The organism is Lysobacter changpingensis (assembly GCF_017308985.1).
GTDB lineage: Bacteria > Pseudomonadota > Gammaproteobacteria > Xanthomonadales > Xanthomonadaceae > Lysobacter_J > Lysobacter_J changpingensis.
The window spans coordinates 420473-434342 of record NZ_JADWPE010000003.1 but is presented as its reverse complement, the minus strand read 5'-3'; the positions used below and the strand labels follow the sequence as shown (position 1 = coordinate 434342).

The window sequence follows — 13870 nt, the reverse complement described above, 5'->3', positions numbered from 1 at the left end:
CGTGTTCGCCGACTTCGTCGAAATGGCGGCGTTGGCCGTCAGCGACAGCGTTGACTGGACGCAGCGTGATGCGCGCGAGGAGCGCTACAAGCAGATCATCGCAAAATACGACGCCGCAGAGCGGAAGCGCTTTCCAGAGATGCTCTCACGCCTGGTGCTGGCGCTGGAGGACGGACCGACCGACGTGCTCGGCGGCGTGTTCGGCGAATTGGACCTGGGCAACGCCGCGCGCGGTCAGTTCTTCACGCCGTACGAGGTCTGCCGCTTGATGGCGCGCATCACGATTGGCGACGGCGCATACCTCCGCGACAGGGTCGAGGAGGTCGGATTCGTTTCGGTGAGCGAGCCGGCATGTGGTGCCGGCGCGATGGTGATCGCGTTCGCCGAGGCGGTACGGGAGTCCGGCGTGAACTACCAGCAGCACCTGCATGTGCCCGCGCCGGGCGGCACCGCGCATTGGCGCGACGTGCTCGATCCGGCCGACCCGGAAGGCAGCTACCGGCGCCTTCGCAAAATTCATCATCCAGACCACGGCGGCAACGCCGACGAGTTCCATGCCGTGCAGCACGCGTGGAACGCATACCAGCAGGAGCAACAGCTATGACCGACGTCCTTCTCCGTCTTCCCGAAGTGATGCGCCGCGTGGGCCTCAAGAAGACCGCCATCTACGAACGAATCAACGCGGGCAAGTTTCCGAAAGCCGGAGCGACCTATCGGCGGTCGTGGCGCCACTGCTACGAGTTCACGCTGACGGCCATGCGGCAGGCCGAGCAGCGGGCGGCGGCGCTGGGGCGGCGGGCGGCGCCGTAGGGTTGCAATAGTCCCAAAATGGGACTAAGCTGCAACCCATGAAAGTTATCGCCCTCGGCACCCTCCGGAGCTTCTGGGAAGCCCACGCCGACGCAGAGCAGCCGCTGAAGGCGTGGTACGACGAAGCGAAGGAAGCGAAGTGGGCGACGCCGCAGGACATCAAGGCGCGCTATGCGAGCGCGAGCTTCGTGGCTCGCAATCGCGTGGTGTTCAACATCAAGGGCAACGACTACCGCCTTGTCGTCGCCGTCGCTTACAACGTCGGCGTCGTCTACATCAAATTCATCGGCACGCATGCCGAATACGACAAGGTGGATGCAGCCACCGTGGAGCACACATGAACATCAATCCCATCCGCAGCGAGAAGGACTACCGCGACGCGCTGGCCGAGGTGTCGCGCCTCGTCGACCTCGATCCCGAGGTGGAGAGCGAGGACGGCGCGCGCCTGGAGGTGCTCGCGACGCTCGTCGAGGCGTACGAACAGCGCCGCTTCCCCATGGAAGCCCCGGATCCCATCGCGGCGATCAAGTTCCGCATGGAGCAAGGCGGGCTCAGCGTGAAGGACCTGGAGCCGTCCATCGGCGCCACGAACCGCGTCTACGAGGTGCTGAGCGGTAAGCGCGACCTGTCCATCAACATGATCCGGAACCTGCACCGTAACCTCGGCATCCCGGCAGAAAGTCTCATCGGCGACTGAAGGTGCGTCATTGCGTTGACGCAGAAACAGGCGTAGATTCGCCATCGTCGCAGAGTTGTGACCCGAAGCCCCGCCCAGTGCGGGGCTTCTGCATTCCGGGCACGGCATTTTCGCAAGGTGCTTGCTGCATGCACTCAGTACGGTGGGACTCCCCCCGAGCGAGTGCCCGCCATGTACGTTTCAATCTGCCCCGCTGTTGACTGGTACTACGTCTTCGATAGCCCCGCGACGGAGGGGCCGACGGTTATCCCGATTGCGGCATGGGCAGCGCGCCATGGTGGTGGCGTCGTGGGCTTGATAGGTGCCACATGGGACGTGGACCGGGCACCGCAGTTGGTCGAGTTGCCCGTAGTACATGGTCAGTACCTGCACCGCTCCCAGCTGAGCGAAGAGGAGCTAGCGGCTACGTCGAAGCGCTGAAGCTCACGCAACACAAAAATCGCAGCCTCGGCCTGAAAAGGCCGGGGCTTTTCCATTTGGTCCACCGGCGCGGTGGATGGCTCGGGGGAGTTGGGGCCGTGCCGGTGGACCAAGCCATTTGAGGTGTGAACGCATGGCCCGGATCACAGCTGCCAGTCTCGGAACCGGCGGCGCGAACATCCGCGCGTTCCTGGACATGATCGCTTTCAGCGAGGGAACCGCCGGGCGCGGCGACGACGGGTACAACGTGCTCGTCGGCGGCGCCCTGTTCACCAGCTACGTCAGCCACCCGAACAAGTCGGTCTGGCTGCCACGCTACGCGGTGAACAGCACGGCGGCCGGTCGCTATCAGTTCCTCAACAAGACGTGGAAGAACCTCGCGAAGCAGCTGAAGCTGCGCGACTTCTCGCCCGTTTTGCAGGACCTCGGCGCCGTCGAGTTGATCCGTGGCCGCGATGCGTTGGAAGACGTGCGCGCCGGCCGCATCGACGCGGCGATCGCGAAGTGCGCGAAGGAATGGGCGAGCCTGCCCGGCGCCGGTTACGGCCAGCGCGAAGTGTCCATGGCGAAGCTGGCGCCGACCTATGTCGCCGCCGGCGGCCGCGTCACCGGCAAACCTGGAGCAACCACGTGATGGAACCGACATCGAGCAGCATCGTCGCCTTCCTGACCGCAAAGGCTTGGGTGGCGATCGCTGGATTCGCTGGCGCCGTGCTCTCGCTCGGCAGGCTGAAAGGCCTCAACCGGCTTATGACCGTCGTTGCGGTGATGACGGGCTTTCTCTCTGCCGTCTTCCTCACGCCGCTGGTCATGCACTACCTGCTGCCTGCTAAATCGCCGCAAGACCTGGGCGGTGGCGTCGCCCACCTTATCGGCTTGTTCGCAACGCGCCTGATCCCGGCTTTGGAGGCGCGTTTCAAGCGGAAGATCGGAGCGGACACATGAACGCTTGGCAGGTCGGAGCAACGGTGGTGCACATGCTGCTGTGCGCAGCGATTGTCGTCTTCACCATCGACGTCATCAGGATCCGGCGTAATGCCGGCGATTCGGTGCGCGAGGCGCTGCTGAACCGTGGTGTAGACCGCCGCATCATCGTCGGCATTCGGCCCTTCGGCCGGCGTGAACGGCATGCCGTCGTCGACGATGACGGCCAGGCCGCGGAACGTCTGGATGAAGCCGCCGTCCGACTGCCGCACGGTCTCGATCAGGTCGTTCTTGAGCGCGTGCTCGTACGTGTCGCTGTGCATCGCGATCGCGACTAGGTCGCATCGCATCGCCGAGGGTGCCGGTGGCCTCGATCACGCCCGGTCGCGTTGAAGCGCGTGTTCGCAGTGATGGCACCGACCATGTCGGCAGCGATGCTGCGCACCATGTCGCCGCCGTCGTTGGCGATGTTGTCCGCAAGGATGCCGTTGAGGCTCGCCACGAGGCGGCGCTGCATCTGGCGGTCCCAGTAGGCGGTCACGCGCTCTTGGATGCGGGGCAGGGCGTTGTCGCCAGACAGCTCGCTGGCGAGGTTCATCGCCGACCAGCTGTTGTGCAGGAAGCTCTTGCGGACGATCTGCTTGCCGGCGTTGATCTTGTAGGGCGTGGACTCGTCAGCGGGGTTGTCGTTGACGATGTTGGCTTCTTCGTTGCCCAGGTCGTTCCAGTGCGGAACGGTGAGCATGTCCGCGCCGGCGGAAAGCAGGGCCTCGATTTCGCCGTTGCGAACGGCGACACCGGACTGGAAGAGGGCGGTTCGTTCCATCGTGTTCTGCACGACGTAAGAGGTGAATTCTGCGGGGACGACGACGTCCGCGATCTGGGTGACAGCCATGAGGGTGGCTCCCAAGGGAACGGATGGATTCACGTTCGCTTGCGGCCACCAGCCGGTTGCGATGCCCCACCAGGGCTTTGGAGGAGTAGGGCACCACCCACCAGGTGATGCCCTACTTGTGCTCAGGATTACAGCTCTGAGCGGCGAACAGCCCTGGCCGGCGGGCGTGAGATCCACGCGCCGCGCGCCGCGCGCGAACAGCCGCACGCCGAGGTGGTCTTCCAGTTGGCGGACCTGGTGGCTGATGGCAGTCGGCGTCAGCGACAGCTCGTTGGCGGCATGCTTGAAACTCAGGTGCCGCGCGGCGGCTTCGAAGGCCCGCAGCGCGGTCAGCGGCGGCAATCGGCGTGCATTCATGGATGAACTGGATGCAGCTGGTGGATGCGAAATGATCGTTTTACGAGCGGGTTTCATGCGTTGAACCTGTGCGCACCCTACAGGCACAGGTGAATCATGCTCAGGTTACTCCATATCGACTCCAGCGCCCGTCCCGGCCGTTCGGGCGAGCAGGCGCACGGCTCGCACACGCGCCGCCTTTCGGCCCGTTTCGTCCGCCAGTGGCGGGCGCGGCGGCCGCAGGATGCGGTCGTCTACCGCGACCTCGCGCTGGCGCCGCCCGCGCCGGTCACCGGGGAATGGGTGCACGCCGCGTTCACCGCGCCGGAGCGCCGCGAGCCGTGGATGCATGCCGCGCTGGGCGAAAGCGACCGCCTGGTCGACGAACTCGTGGGTGCGGATCTCATCGTCATCGGCGTGCCCATGTACAACTTCGGCATGCCTTCCACGCTCAAGGCGTGGATCGACAACATCGTTCGCGTCGGGCGCACGTTCGGCTTCGATCGCAGCCGCATCGGCGAGCCGTACTGGCCGCTGCTGGCGAATCAGGGAAAGCGCCTGGTGCTGCTGGGCTCGCGTGGCGACCACGGTTACGACCCCGGCGGGCGCCTTGCCGGGAGCAACCACGTCGAGGACGGTGTCGCCACGCCGCTGCGGTACATCGGCATCGACGCGGTCGATCGGGTCGCGATCGAGTACGACGAGTTCGCCGACGAACGCCTGCACGCGTCCATCGCGGCAGCCGAAGCGCAGGTGGATGCGCTCGCGATGCGGTTGGCGGATGAGGTGGCGGGGGAGCGCGTGATTGCGTGATATCCCGTGGGGATGTCGCGGGAGTCCAGGCTCCTCCCCCCCGGGATGAGGGCCCGCGACGTTGCCCCGGGTGCGCTTCGCTTGCCCGGGCTACAAGTCCCGCGGGAGGCGGCCGATATCTCCAGTGAATAAGGAGGTGGCCAATGCCCGATGCATTCCCGAGCCGACGTCAGCTCATCCTGGGCGTCGTGGCGACGACATTGCTGGTGATGACGGGATCGATCGCGGTCGAGTGGCGCGCGGTCGAGGAGTGCCGGTCGGCGATGTCGCACGCCACGACGTCGTACAAGATCGAAAAGGTGCTTCGCAGCGAGCCATGTCTGGAGGCGCGCCGCGACGGTCTTCGTCGTTGACTTCGTCATGGCGGAATCGGACTTCGACCCGGGCGGACGGTCTCGATCAACCGCGCCTCTTCACACGTCCTTATCAGGTCGCGGCGTTCACTCCCTCGCGCCGGTTGGGCCCGGTAGCCACGAGGAGCGTTCGCATGAGCCGATCGATTGGGGGTCTCCTGGCGTTGGGGTTCGTGCTGGCGTGTGCGGGATGTGGGCCGAAGGAAACCACCGACGCTGCGGCATCGCAGCCGGCGACAGCCACGGCGCCGACGACGCCGACCACGCCGACGATGCAGCCAGCGCAGGCGGGTTCGACACCGGCCGCAACGCCAGGCGCAACCATCGTCACCCCCGACAACTTCGTGCGCGCCGAATCCGACACCTACATGGCGGGCATGGCGAAGGAAGCGGGCGGCGTCGGGAAGCTGCACCATCGCCGTGAACCGGCGTCCATCGACGAGCAGACGGTCATCCGTCTGAATCGCGACACGCTCTACAGCTCCGGCGTGTTCGATCTGGACGCGGGGCCGCTGACGATCACGCTGCCTGATACCGGCAAGCGGTTCCAGTCGTTGCAGGTGATCAACCAGGATCATTACGCGTGGACCGAGTACGGTGCGGGCCCGCACACCATCACGCGGGACAAGGCCGGCACGCGCTACGTCGTCGTGGGCATCCGCACGCTGGCCGATCCCAACGATCCGAAGGATCTGGAGCAGGTGCGTGCGCTGCAGGACGCGATCGGCGTCGCGCAGGAGAGCGCGGGAACGCTTGAATTGCCGAGGTGGGACGCGGCCAGTCAGGCCAAGGTGCGCGAGGCGCTGCTCGCACTGGGCGCGACCACGCCGGACTTCAGGAAGGCATTCGGCACGAAGCAGGAAGTCGATCCCGTGCGCCATCTCATCGGCACGGCCGCCGGGTTCGGCGGCAATCCGGACAAGGACGCGACGTATCTGAACATCACGCCCGAACGCAACGACGGAAAGACGGTCTATCGCCTGGACGTGAAGGACGTGCCGGTCGATGCCTTCTGGTCGGTCAGCGTGTACGACGCGAAGGGGTATTACGAGAAGAACGCGCTCAACGCCTATTCCATCAACAACCTGACCGCCAGGCGGGAGGCCGACGGGTCGGTCCGCATCCAGTTCGGCGGATGCGACGGCGCGGTTCCGAATTGCATCCCGGTGATGCCGGGCTGGAACTACACGGTGCGGCTGTATCGTCCACGTGCGGCGATTCTCGACGGGTCGTGGAAATTCCCGGAGCCACAGCCGATCTGATTGCCGGGGCGCATCGCCTCACGCGTGCGCCATCACGAACAGCCGCAGCGGATTCGCCGGGTCCGACAGCAGCTTCGTCGTCAGCAGCAGCGACATCGTCACCAGCAGCGGGCGGATCACCGTGACGCCGACGCGCATCGCCAGGTGCGCGCCATGGATGCTCGGAACCCATTTGCATTTACTGCACGGCGTACTGGCGACCGATGGATTGTGCTTCGCAAATGACCGCGAAGGGCTTGGCGGGCAGGTGGGACGTGCCAGTAATGCAGACTGCCTTGCCTGCTTGCACGCTTGCGGTCGAGTCGAGCCCGGGTGCGTTTCGCATGCCCGGGCTACGAAGCTTTGATGCCGCGTTACTGGCGCAGGATGCCCTGCTTGACCTGCGACTTGCTCTGCTCCATCGAGTAGTTCTGCACGACGCCGTCCTTGTCGAAGAAGATCACCAGTTCCTTCGATTCCACGTTCGCGCCGGAGCTGAAAAGGTTGGCGTACGGAATGAAGTTGCGGCCCATCGCCTTGGACTCGCTACGCGAATAGCGCCAGATCTGGTTACCGCTGTCGGTGAAGTTCGTCGAATCGGGCGAGCCGAGGAGCGCGCGGACGTCCGCCTGCGTGGTCTGCCCCTTGGTGATCTTTGTGGAGATCGTCTCGGAGGTCTCGTTCTTCAGCGCGACATTGCCGACGCTGGCGCAGGCGCTGAGAAGGCAGGCCGCGAGCGCGACGAAGTACAGCTTTTTCATGGTGCAACTTCCTGGTTTGGGGAGCGATGCGAGAGCCACGGACAAGCGTCGCCGTCGCGACGGTGCGTTCGTCGCGGCAGATGGCTTGTTCGATGACGAAACGCATGCGGCTTGATGGCGCGCACGCGTTGCGATCGCAACGGGCGCGACCGCGACCACCCTTGGTGGCCGCCTTGGCGGATCAACGTCCGGCCTGTGGCGTCAGGGCTCTCGATGATGCAAATGGTGGGCGAGCCACCCCCTTTCGAACCATGAGAAATGTCTGAAAGTGTCGGAAGAATTTACGCCTTTTGTCCGACGCGATTCCGTGGTGCCTTCGGCGGAAGGTCTCGCGGCGACCTGCCGATATCGCGCACGAGTCGAAGGCTCGCAGGTACAGCCGGGAAAGCGTTGGAGCCGTTCAACCCTCAGGCATGCGCCATCACGAACACCCGCAGCGGATTCGCCGGGTCCGACAGCAGCTTCGCCGTCAGCAGCAGCGACATCGTGACCAGCAGCGGGCGGATGACCTTGCCGCCGACGCGCATCGCCAGGTGCGCGCCGAGCTGGCCGCCGGCGATGCTGGAGGCGGCCATCAGCAGGCCGACGGTCCACAGCACGTGGCCGCCGATGATCAGCGTGATCAGCGCGGCGATGTTGCTCGACAGGTTGAGGAACTTGGTGTGCGCGGTGGCCGAGACCAGGCCGAGGCCGAACAGCGCGACCAGCGCGGTGGTCAGGAACGAGCCCGTGCCCGGGCCGAAGAAGCCGTCGTAGAAACCGATCGCCGAGACGATCGCCAGCAACGCGACGGAGCCGAGGCGGCCCTGGCGGTCTTCCTCGCTCGCTTTCGGTGCGAACAGGAAGTAGATGACCATCAGGATCAGCAGCATGGGAATCAGGCCCGACAGGAACGCCGGGTTCAATCGCTGCAACGTCCACGCGCCGAGCGCGGAACCGAGGAAGGCGCCGAGGGCGGGTTTCAGGAACCGGCGGAAATCGATGCGCCCCTTGCGGGCGAAAGCGAGGACCGCGCTCGCGGTGCCGAAGCTGCTTTGCAGTTTGTTGGTGGCGATGGCGTTGACGGGCGGGAGGCCGGCTGCCATCAGGGCCGGGATGGTCAGCAATCCGCCGCCGCCCGCGATGGCGTCGATGAGACCGGCCACGAAGGCGACCGCCATGAGGAGGGCGATCGTGTCGGTGGCGAGTTCCATCGGGTGTCCGCGTGCGGGGAAGGGTCGGGCATTGTAAGGCGGCATTGCGGCGTTGAGCGGTCGCTTCGCGCCGGGCGATGCGGCGCTGTGCTCGTCCCCCCTCCCCAACCTCCCCTTCGCGCAGGGGAGGGAGCCTGCACTGCGATCGGGTGGGCTTTCACCGCCCGTGATACGGCCCCCCGCCGAACGCGATGTCCCAGCAGAACACCAGCGCCGCGATCATCAGCACGCCGTGGAAGCCGAAGGTCAGCAGCATGCCCAGCGTGAGGCGGCCCAGTGGGACGTCGCTGATGCGCGGGCCGGCGCGAAGGAACAGCGCGTGATAGGCCAGCAGGCCCAGGCCCGTCGCCAACGCGATGCGCAGCGTGCGCGTGACGAAGCGCGAGACGCGGTGGTGCAGCGCTTCGGTCGGCGTTTCCGCGCGCACCTCGTGCACGTCGCAGCCGGCCTCGCCCAGTTGTGCGCGGGCGATGCGTTCGGCCAGGGGCGCGTCGGGGAAGCGCCCGAACACGCGCGTGGTCGTCGCGCCGTCGTGCGGGTGCCGGTAGGTCACGAAATAGCGGGGTGCGTCCACGGCCAGCCTCGCCTGCGGGGGAATGCCGGCGCGTTCCATCGGGCCGCTGTCGGATGTCACGTCGGAAGCGCGCCCGACCGGTCATCCGCATGACGTCATCGCGATGGCTCGCTAACGGAAATCCCGCGACGGCGATTGCAATTCACCCAGCAGTCCGCTCAGATCGGTCAGCTGGCCGGCGATGAGGTGTTCCACGCCGTCCACGCGTTCCCAGCGACCGCGCACGGCCAGCAGTGTGGAATCCAGCAGCGGCTTGCGCTGGCGCGCGGCGAGGTCGGGCCAGACGATCACGTTGATCATTCCGTGCTCGTCTTCCAGCGTGACGAAGATCGTTCCCTTCGCGGTGGCCGGGCGCTGCCGCTGCGTGACCAGCCCGGCGACGTGCACGCCGCGGCCGTGGCGCGTTTCGCGCAGGTCGCGCGAACCCTTGATGCGGCGCGCATCCAGCTGCGGTCGCAGCAGCGCCATCGGATGCGACGACAGACTGAGCCCGGTGGCGCGGTAATCGGACAGGATTTCCTCGCCGATGCGTGGCGCGGGCAGGGCGATGCCGTCTTCCTCCGGACTGCCGGGCAGCAGCGGGCGGCGGCGTTCCAGTCCGGCGACCGACCAGCGCGCCTGATGACGATGGCCGACCAGGCTTCGCAGCGCATCGGCTTCGGCGAGCGCCTTGCAAATCTTTTCGTCCAGTCCGGCGCGCAGGCGCAGGTCCTGCAGATCGGCGAACGCGCGACGCGCACGCGCGGCGACGATCGCATTCGCGGTGGCTTCGGACAGCCCCTTCACTTCACGCAGGCCCAGACGGATCGCCGGCTGCGTGCGCGCATCGCCGCCGACCAGCGTGCAGTCCCAGTCGCTGTGCATCACGTCCACCGGCAACACGTCCACGGCTTCGCGCATCGCGAGCGTGCGTTCGGCTTCATTGGCGAATTCGTCCGCCGCGCGTTTTGGCGCGCCGCGGCGCGCATCCTGCACGATCTGGCTGGGCGAATAGAAACCCATCGGCTGCGAATTCAGCAGCGCGCACGCGAACGCCGCCGGTTCGTGCCGCTTGAGCCAGCAGCTCACGTAGACGAGTTTGGCGAACGACGCGGCGTGGCTCTGCGGGAAACCGTACGAACCGAAACCCTTGATCTGTTCGAAGATCTGGTCGATGAACTCGGGCTTGTAGTGGTTGGCGAGCATGCGCTCGCGGATCAGCTGCCGATGCGGTTCCATGTCGCCGTCCACGCCCCAGGCGGCCATCGAACGCCGCAGCTTGTCCGCTTCGCCGGGCGAGTAGTCCGCCGCCGCGATGACCAGTTCCATCACCTGTTCCTGGAACAGCGGGACGCCGAGCGTGGGCTTGAGGATTTCCTCCAGCTCGGGCGAGGGATAGTCCACCTGTTCCTGTTTCATCCGCCGCTTGAGGTAGGGATGCACCATGCCGCCCTGGATCGGACCGGGCCGCACGATCGCCACCTCGATGACGAGGTCGTAGAACTTCTCCGGCTTCAGGCGCGGCAGCATCGTCATCTGCGCGCGCGATTCGATCTGGAACACGCCCACGGTGTCGGCGCGCTGGATCATCGCGTAGGTGGGCTTGTCGTCGGGTGGGATCGTGGCGATGTCGAGCGTGCGGCCGCGATGCTTCTCCACCAGCGCGATCGCCTTGCGGATGCAGGTCAGCATGCCCAGTGCGAGGCAGTCGACCTTGAGCAGCTTCATCGTTTCCAGATCGTCCTTGTCCCACTGGATGATGGTGCGGTCGTCCATGGCCGCGTTCTCCACGGGAACGACGGTGGACAGCGGCGCTTCGGAAATGACGAAGCCGCCGACGTGCTGCGAAAGATGGCGCGGGTGGTTTTCCAGTTGTCCGGTGACTTTCAGCACGCGGCGGATCAGCGGGTTGTCCGGATCGAAACCGGCTTCGGTCAGGCGCTGTTCCATCTCGGTGCCGGCGTTGCCCCAGCCGTAACAACTGGCCAGCAGCGCGATCTGGTCCGGCGGCAGGCCGAAGGCTTTCGCGACGTCGCGCACCGCGCTCTTGCCGCGATAGCGGATCACCGTGGCGGCCAGCGCGGCGCGATCGCGACCGTACTTCGCGTAGACGTACTGCAGCACTTCCTCGCGGCGTTCGTGCTCGAAATCCACGTCGATGTCGGGCGGCTCGTCGCGTTCCTCCGAAATGAACCGCGCCATCAGCAGGCGGCTTTCGTCGGGATTCACCGCGGTGATGCCCAGTGCGTAGCACACCGCCGAATTGGCCGAAGATCCGCGCCCCTGGCAGAGGATGTTCCGGCTGTTGGCGAAGCGGACGATGTCCTCGACGGTCAGGAAGAACGCTTCGTACTTCTTGAAGGCGATCAGTTCCAGTTCTTTTTCGATCTGCTCGGCGACCTTGGCGGGCGCGCCACCGGGCCAGCGTCTGCGCATGCCGGCCAGCGTCAGCTTGCGAAGGTGCGAACTCGGCGTTTCGCCCTCGGGCACGAGTTCCTTCGGGTAGTCGTAGGGCAATCCCTTGTCGAGGTCGAAGGTGCAGCGCGCCGCCAGTTCGACCGACGCCTGCAACAGTTCGTGCGGATAGATGTTGCCCAGCGTCGCGCGCGCGCGAAGGTGGCGTTCGCCATTGCGGAACAGGTGCGCGCCGCATTCGCTCAAGGAAAGATTGTGGCGGATCGCGGTCATCGTGTCCTGCAGCATGCGCTGGCTGCGCCAGGCCATGTGCACGTCGCCGCACGCGACGGCAGTCATGCCCAGCGACGACGACAGCGAACGCAACGTCTGCAGGCGTGCGTCGTCGTCCTGTTCGCGATGCAGTTCCACCGCGAGGCATGCGCGTTCGCCGAACACGTTGCGCAGCCAGCGGCCGGGGCCGTCGTCGGCTTCGCTTTCGGGCGAAACCTCCGGCAACCAAAGCGCGAACACGCCCGGTGTGGCGTTGGCGAAGATGGATTCGACGTCGGCGCGATCGAGCCGGTACGTGCCTTTGCTCGCGGCACGGCGACCGCGCGTGATCAGTTCGCACAGGCGCGTGTAACCCGTGGCGTTTTCGACCAGCAATACGAAACGCGTGCCATCGACGAGGCGGAATTCGCTGCCCACGATGAGCCGGAGCCCGGTGGCCCGCGAGGCTTCCAGCGCGCGCACGATGCCCGCCAGCGAACATTCGTCGGTGATCGCCAGCGCTTGGTAGCCGCACAGCCGGGCACGCGCGAACAACGCCTCCGCGCTCGCCGCGCCGCGCAGGAAGCTGAAATCCGAGAGGCAATGCAGTTCCGCGTAGGCCGGGGCGTCATCGTCCAGGCGATCGTCGTTGGCCGCGTTGCGAAGACGCAGGCTGACCTGCAACGCGCGCGGGATGTGATCGCCGGGCGTCTCGCGGTCCACGCCACCGATGGCGTCGTCCCAGCTCATGCGAACCAGCCGTGCAGCATCCATTCGCCGCGTTTTCCCGGAGCGGCGAATGCCCAGGCGCGCTGGCCCTGCGGAGTTTCCAGCACGTAGTAATCGCGTCGCACGTCGCCGTCGTCCCACCAGCCGCTTTCCAGGCGTTCCGGGCCGGAAACGATGCGCAACCCGCTCTGGCGCAGCGGCACCGGTTGCGGCAGCAGCCATGTGGGGCGGGGCGGGCGTTCAGGCGCAGGAGTGACGCAGACGCTGTCGTCCTCCACGCCGGCGACGCGCCACGCACGTTCGGGTCGCGGATCCCCCGTCGGCGCGATGCGGTAGACCGCATCATCGCCCAGTCGCGCGCGCAGGCGTTCGCGCAACTGCGGCCACGGCATCGCCTGCGAGGGGCGCGTGTCGAACAGGTCGCGCGCGGCCGGCACGAACGGCGGCAGTTCGCGCGCGAGCAGGCGCAGGCCGACGACGGGTTTGTCGATCGACGCCTGTTCCAGCCGGTTGCGCGCGATGTCCATCAGCAGCGTCGCGTCGCGTTCGGCGGCGAGCATGCCGACGGCGACATCGGTGTGGCTCTTCTCGCGTACGCCGGCTTCGCGCTTCAGCACCTCGTGTTCGAGACGGATCACGAACCGCTGCACGCCGCCGTCGCGCGCGGACAGGTACACGGCGAGGTCGTTCACGAGGCGGCGCAGCGGGAACAGCAACGCCTGGTGGCTTTCGACCTCGTAGCCCAGCTCGACGCGCGAATCGAAATGATCGGGCGGCTGGTAGCAGTCGAGCGGATCGTCGGCGATGCCGTAGAGGCGGTCGAGGTGATCGAGCAGCGGCAGGCCGAAGCGGCGCCGGATGCCGTCGCGTGGCAACTCGCGCAGGTCCTTCAGCGAACGGATGCCCATGCGGTGCAGGCGCGTGCCGGCGTCGTCGGGCAATGCGGCGCGGCGGATCGGCACCCGATCCAGCGTCGGCGCGAGCGCATCGCGATCGTGCAGCGCATAGCCGTCGCGCAGGCCGGCGAATACCTGCGCCGCGCGCGGCGTCGGCGCGAGCGCAATGCGGTGCTGGTAGCCGAGCGCCTCGAGTTCGCGGCGCAGTTTCGCTTCCAGCTGCGGCCATGGACCGAAGAGGCGGAAGCTCGCGCTGGCTTCCAGCACGATCGCGCCCGGCCATTGCGCGCTCACCAGCGAGCTGTGCCGGTACGCCCACGCGGCGAGGAAGCGGTGCGCGCGGGCATCGCGCTCGGGTTCGTGATCGTGCAGCGCGGTTTGCGCGCACACCGCATGGGCGGCAGTCAGGCGCATGCCGGGGCGAAGCCCGGCTTCGGACGCCGCCGCGTTGACCGCAAGCAGCGTGCGCAATTGCGCGGGGCCGGTGACCAGCGCGAGCGGACGCGCGGGGTCTTCGACGTCGCGAAGGACGGCGTCGAGCGCCAGATGCGGCAGGCGGATGCAGGCCCAGAGCATGGCGCG

The 13870-nt window shown here is 66.6% G+C and carries 16 protein-coding genes; 10 read left to right on the top strand and 6 right to left on the bottom strand.

The window, feature by feature from the left end; genetic code table 11:
* Position 1: 1 nt before the first annotated feature.
* The 7 genes from I4U41_RS08840 (at position 2) to I4U41_RS08810 (ending at position 3189) form a co-directional block, all read left to right on the top strand.
* Positions 2-604 carry an N-6 DNA methylase gene (locus I4U41_RS08840; protein WP_206860778.1) on the top strand — a complete coding sequence of 201 codons (603 nt, stop codon included), beginning with the start codon at positions 2-4 and terminating at the stop codon, positions 602-604.
* Entirely contained in the window at positions 601-810 is a 210-nt protein-coding gene (locus I4U41_RS08835) for a helix-turn-helix transcriptional regulator (protein WP_206860777.1), read from the top strand. Before I4U41_RS08840 ends, I4U41_RS08835 begins: the two co-directional genes overlap by 4 nt.
* A 38-nt stretch (positions 811-848) precedes the next feature.
* Positions 849-1151, top strand: coding sequence for a type II toxin-antitoxin system HigB family toxin (locus I4U41_RS08830; RefSeq protein ID WP_206860776.1), 303 nt, complete (start codon positions 849-851; stop codon positions 1149-1151).
* The gene (locus tag I4U41_RS08825; protein WP_206860775.1) at positions 1148-1507 is read left to right on the top strand and encodes a helix-turn-helix domain-containing protein; all 360 of its coding nucleotides are present in this window, start codon (positions 1148-1150) and stop codon (positions 1505-1507) included. The genes I4U41_RS08830 and I4U41_RS08825 overlap by 4 nt, the downstream gene beginning before the upstream one ends.
* Before the next feature lie 553 nt (positions 1508-2060).
* On the top strand, positions 2061-2561 hold the full coding sequence (locus tag I4U41_RS08820) for a glycoside hydrolase family 24 protein (protein WP_206860774.1): 501 nt from the start codon (positions 2061-2063) through the stop codon (positions 2559-2561).
* The gene (locus tag I4U41_RS08815; RefSeq protein WP_206860773.1) at positions 2561-2872 is read left to right on the top strand and encodes a hypothetical protein; all 312 of its coding nucleotides are present in this window, start codon (positions 2561-2563) and stop codon (positions 2870-2872) included. Before I4U41_RS08820 ends, I4U41_RS08815 begins: the two co-directional genes overlap by 1 nt.
* Positions 2869-3189, top strand: a complete 321-nt coding sequence (locus I4U41_RS08810) for a hypothetical protein (RefSeq protein WP_206860772.1) — start codon at positions 2869-2871, stop codon at positions 3187-3189. Before I4U41_RS08815 ends, I4U41_RS08810 begins: the two co-directional genes overlap by 4 nt.
* On the opposite strand, the gene I4U41_RS18520 is transcribed toward I4U41_RS08810, so the two are convergent.
* Positions 3186-4160: a LysR family transcriptional regulator gene (locus I4U41_RS18520; RefSeq protein ID WP_425492527.1), complete on the bottom strand. Its 975-nt coding sequence runs from the start codon at positions 4158-4160 to the stop codon at positions 3186-3188. The two genes, I4U41_RS08810 and I4U41_RS18520, sit on opposite strands and share 4 nt — an antisense overlap.
* 39 nt (positions 4161-4199) lie before the next feature.
* Between I4U41_RS18520 and I4U41_RS08800 the strand changes: the two genes are divergently transcribed.
* The 3 genes from I4U41_RS08800 (at position 4200) to I4U41_RS08790 (ending at position 6510) form a co-directional block, all read left to right on the top strand.
* Positions 4200-4895 carry an FMN-dependent NADH-azoreductase gene (locus I4U41_RS08800; protein WP_206860771.1) on the top strand — a complete coding sequence of 232 codons (696 nt, stop codon included), beginning with the start codon at positions 4200-4202 and terminating at the stop codon, positions 4893-4895.
* A 143-nt stretch (positions 4896-5038) separates the two neighbouring features.
* Positions 5039-5248 (top strand): hypothetical protein, encoded by a 210-nt coding sequence (locus tag I4U41_RS08795; protein WP_206860770.1) that lies wholly within the window; start codon positions 5039-5041, stop codon positions 5246-5248.
* Positions 5249-5382: 134 nt separating this feature from the next.
* Positions 5383-6510, top strand: coding sequence for a DUF1254 domain-containing protein (locus I4U41_RS08790; protein WP_242525106.1), 1128 nt, complete (start codon positions 5383-5385; stop codon positions 6508-6510).
* A gap of 353 nt (positions 6511-6863) precedes the next feature.
* Here the strand turns inward: I4U41_RS08790 and bamE are convergent, their stop codons facing one another.
* From bamE to I4U41_RS08765, 5 genes are all read right to left on the bottom strand, one after another.
* Positions 6864-7250, bottom strand: a complete 387-nt coding sequence (gene bamE, locus I4U41_RS08785; protein WP_206860769.1) for an outer membrane protein assembly factor BamE domain-containing protein — start codon at positions 7248-7250, stop codon at positions 6864-6866.
* 407 nt (positions 7251-7657) lie between these two features.
* Positions 7658-8443, bottom strand: a complete 786-nt coding sequence (locus I4U41_RS08780) for a TSUP family transporter (protein ID WP_206860768.1) — start codon at positions 8441-8443, stop codon at positions 7658-7660.
* Between the two features lie 157 nt (positions 8444-8600).
* The gene (locus I4U41_RS08775; RefSeq protein WP_206860767.1) at positions 8601-9077 is read right to left on the bottom strand and encodes a hypothetical protein; all 477 of its coding nucleotides are present in this window, start codon (positions 9075-9077) and stop codon (positions 8601-8603) included.
* Between the two features lie 51 nt (positions 9078-9128).
* A complete protein-coding gene (locus I4U41_RS08770) occupies positions 9129-12413 on the bottom strand; it encodes an error-prone DNA polymerase (protein ID WP_206860766.1) in 3285 nt (1094 codons plus the stop codon).
* Positions 12410-13864, bottom strand: coding sequence for a Y-family DNA polymerase (locus I4U41_RS08765; RefSeq protein ID WP_206860765.1), 1455 nt, complete (start codon positions 13862-13864; stop codon positions 12410-12412). Before I4U41_RS08765 ends, I4U41_RS08770 begins: the two co-directional genes overlap by 4 nt.
* Between the last annotated feature and the right edge of the window lie 6 nt (positions 13865-13870).

Excerpts from the sequence above, each read along its gene's own strand:
- I4U41_RS08790 (WP_242525106.1), top strand. The coding sequence starts at position 5,383 with ATGAGCCGATCGATTGGGGGTCTCCTGGCGTTGGGGTTCGTGCTGGCG.
- I4U41_RS08770 (WP_206860766.1), bottom strand. The coding sequence starts at position 12,413 with ATGAGCTGGGACGACGCCATCGGTGGCGTGGACCGCGAGACGCCCGGC.
- I4U41_RS08820 (WP_206860774.1), top strand. The coding sequence starts at position 2,061 with ATGGCCCGGATCACAGCTGCCAGTCTCGGAACCGGCGGCGCGAACATC.
- I4U41_RS08815 (WP_206860773.1), top strand. The coding sequence starts at position 2,561 with ATGGAACCGACATCGAGCAGCATCGTCGCCTTCCTGACCGCAAAGGCT.
- I4U41_RS08810 (WP_206860772.1), top strand. The coding sequence starts at position 2,869 with ATGAACGCTTGGCAGGTCGGAGCAACGGTGGTGCACATGCTGCTGTGC.
- I4U41_RS08765 (WP_206860765.1), bottom strand. The coding sequence starts at position 13,864 with ATGCTCTGGGCCTGCATCCGCCTGCCGCATCTGGCGCTCGACGCCGTC.
- bamE (WP_206860769.1), bottom strand. The coding sequence starts at position 7,250 with ATGAAAAAGCTGTACTTCGTCGCGCTCGCGGCCTGCCTTCTCAGCGCC.
- I4U41_RS08795 (WP_206860770.1), top strand. The coding sequence starts at position 5,039 with ATGCCCGATGCATTCCCGAGCCGACGTCAGCTCATCCTGGGCGTCGTG.
- I4U41_RS08800 (WP_206860771.1), top strand. The coding sequence starts at position 4,200 with ATGCTCAGGTTACTCCATATCGACTCCAGCGCCCGTCCCGGCCGTTCG.
- I4U41_RS08835 (WP_206860777.1), top strand. The coding sequence starts at position 601 with ATGACCGACGTCCTTCTCCGTCTTCCCGAAGTGATGCGCCGCGTGGGC.
- I4U41_RS18520 (WP_425492527.1), bottom strand. The coding sequence starts at position 4,160 with ATGAAACCCGCTCGTAAAACGATCATTTCGCATCCACCAGCTGCATCC.
- I4U41_RS08825 (WP_206860775.1), top strand. The coding sequence starts at position 1,148 with ATGAACATCAATCCCATCCGCAGCGAGAAGGACTACCGCGACGCGCTG.
- I4U41_RS08780 (WP_206860768.1), bottom strand. The coding sequence starts at position 8,443 with ATGGAACTCGCCACCGACACGATCGCCCTCCTCATGGCGGTCGCCTTC.
- I4U41_RS08830 (WP_206860776.1), top strand. The coding sequence starts at position 849 with ATGAAAGTTATCGCCCTCGGCACCCTCCGGAGCTTCTGGGAAGCCCAC.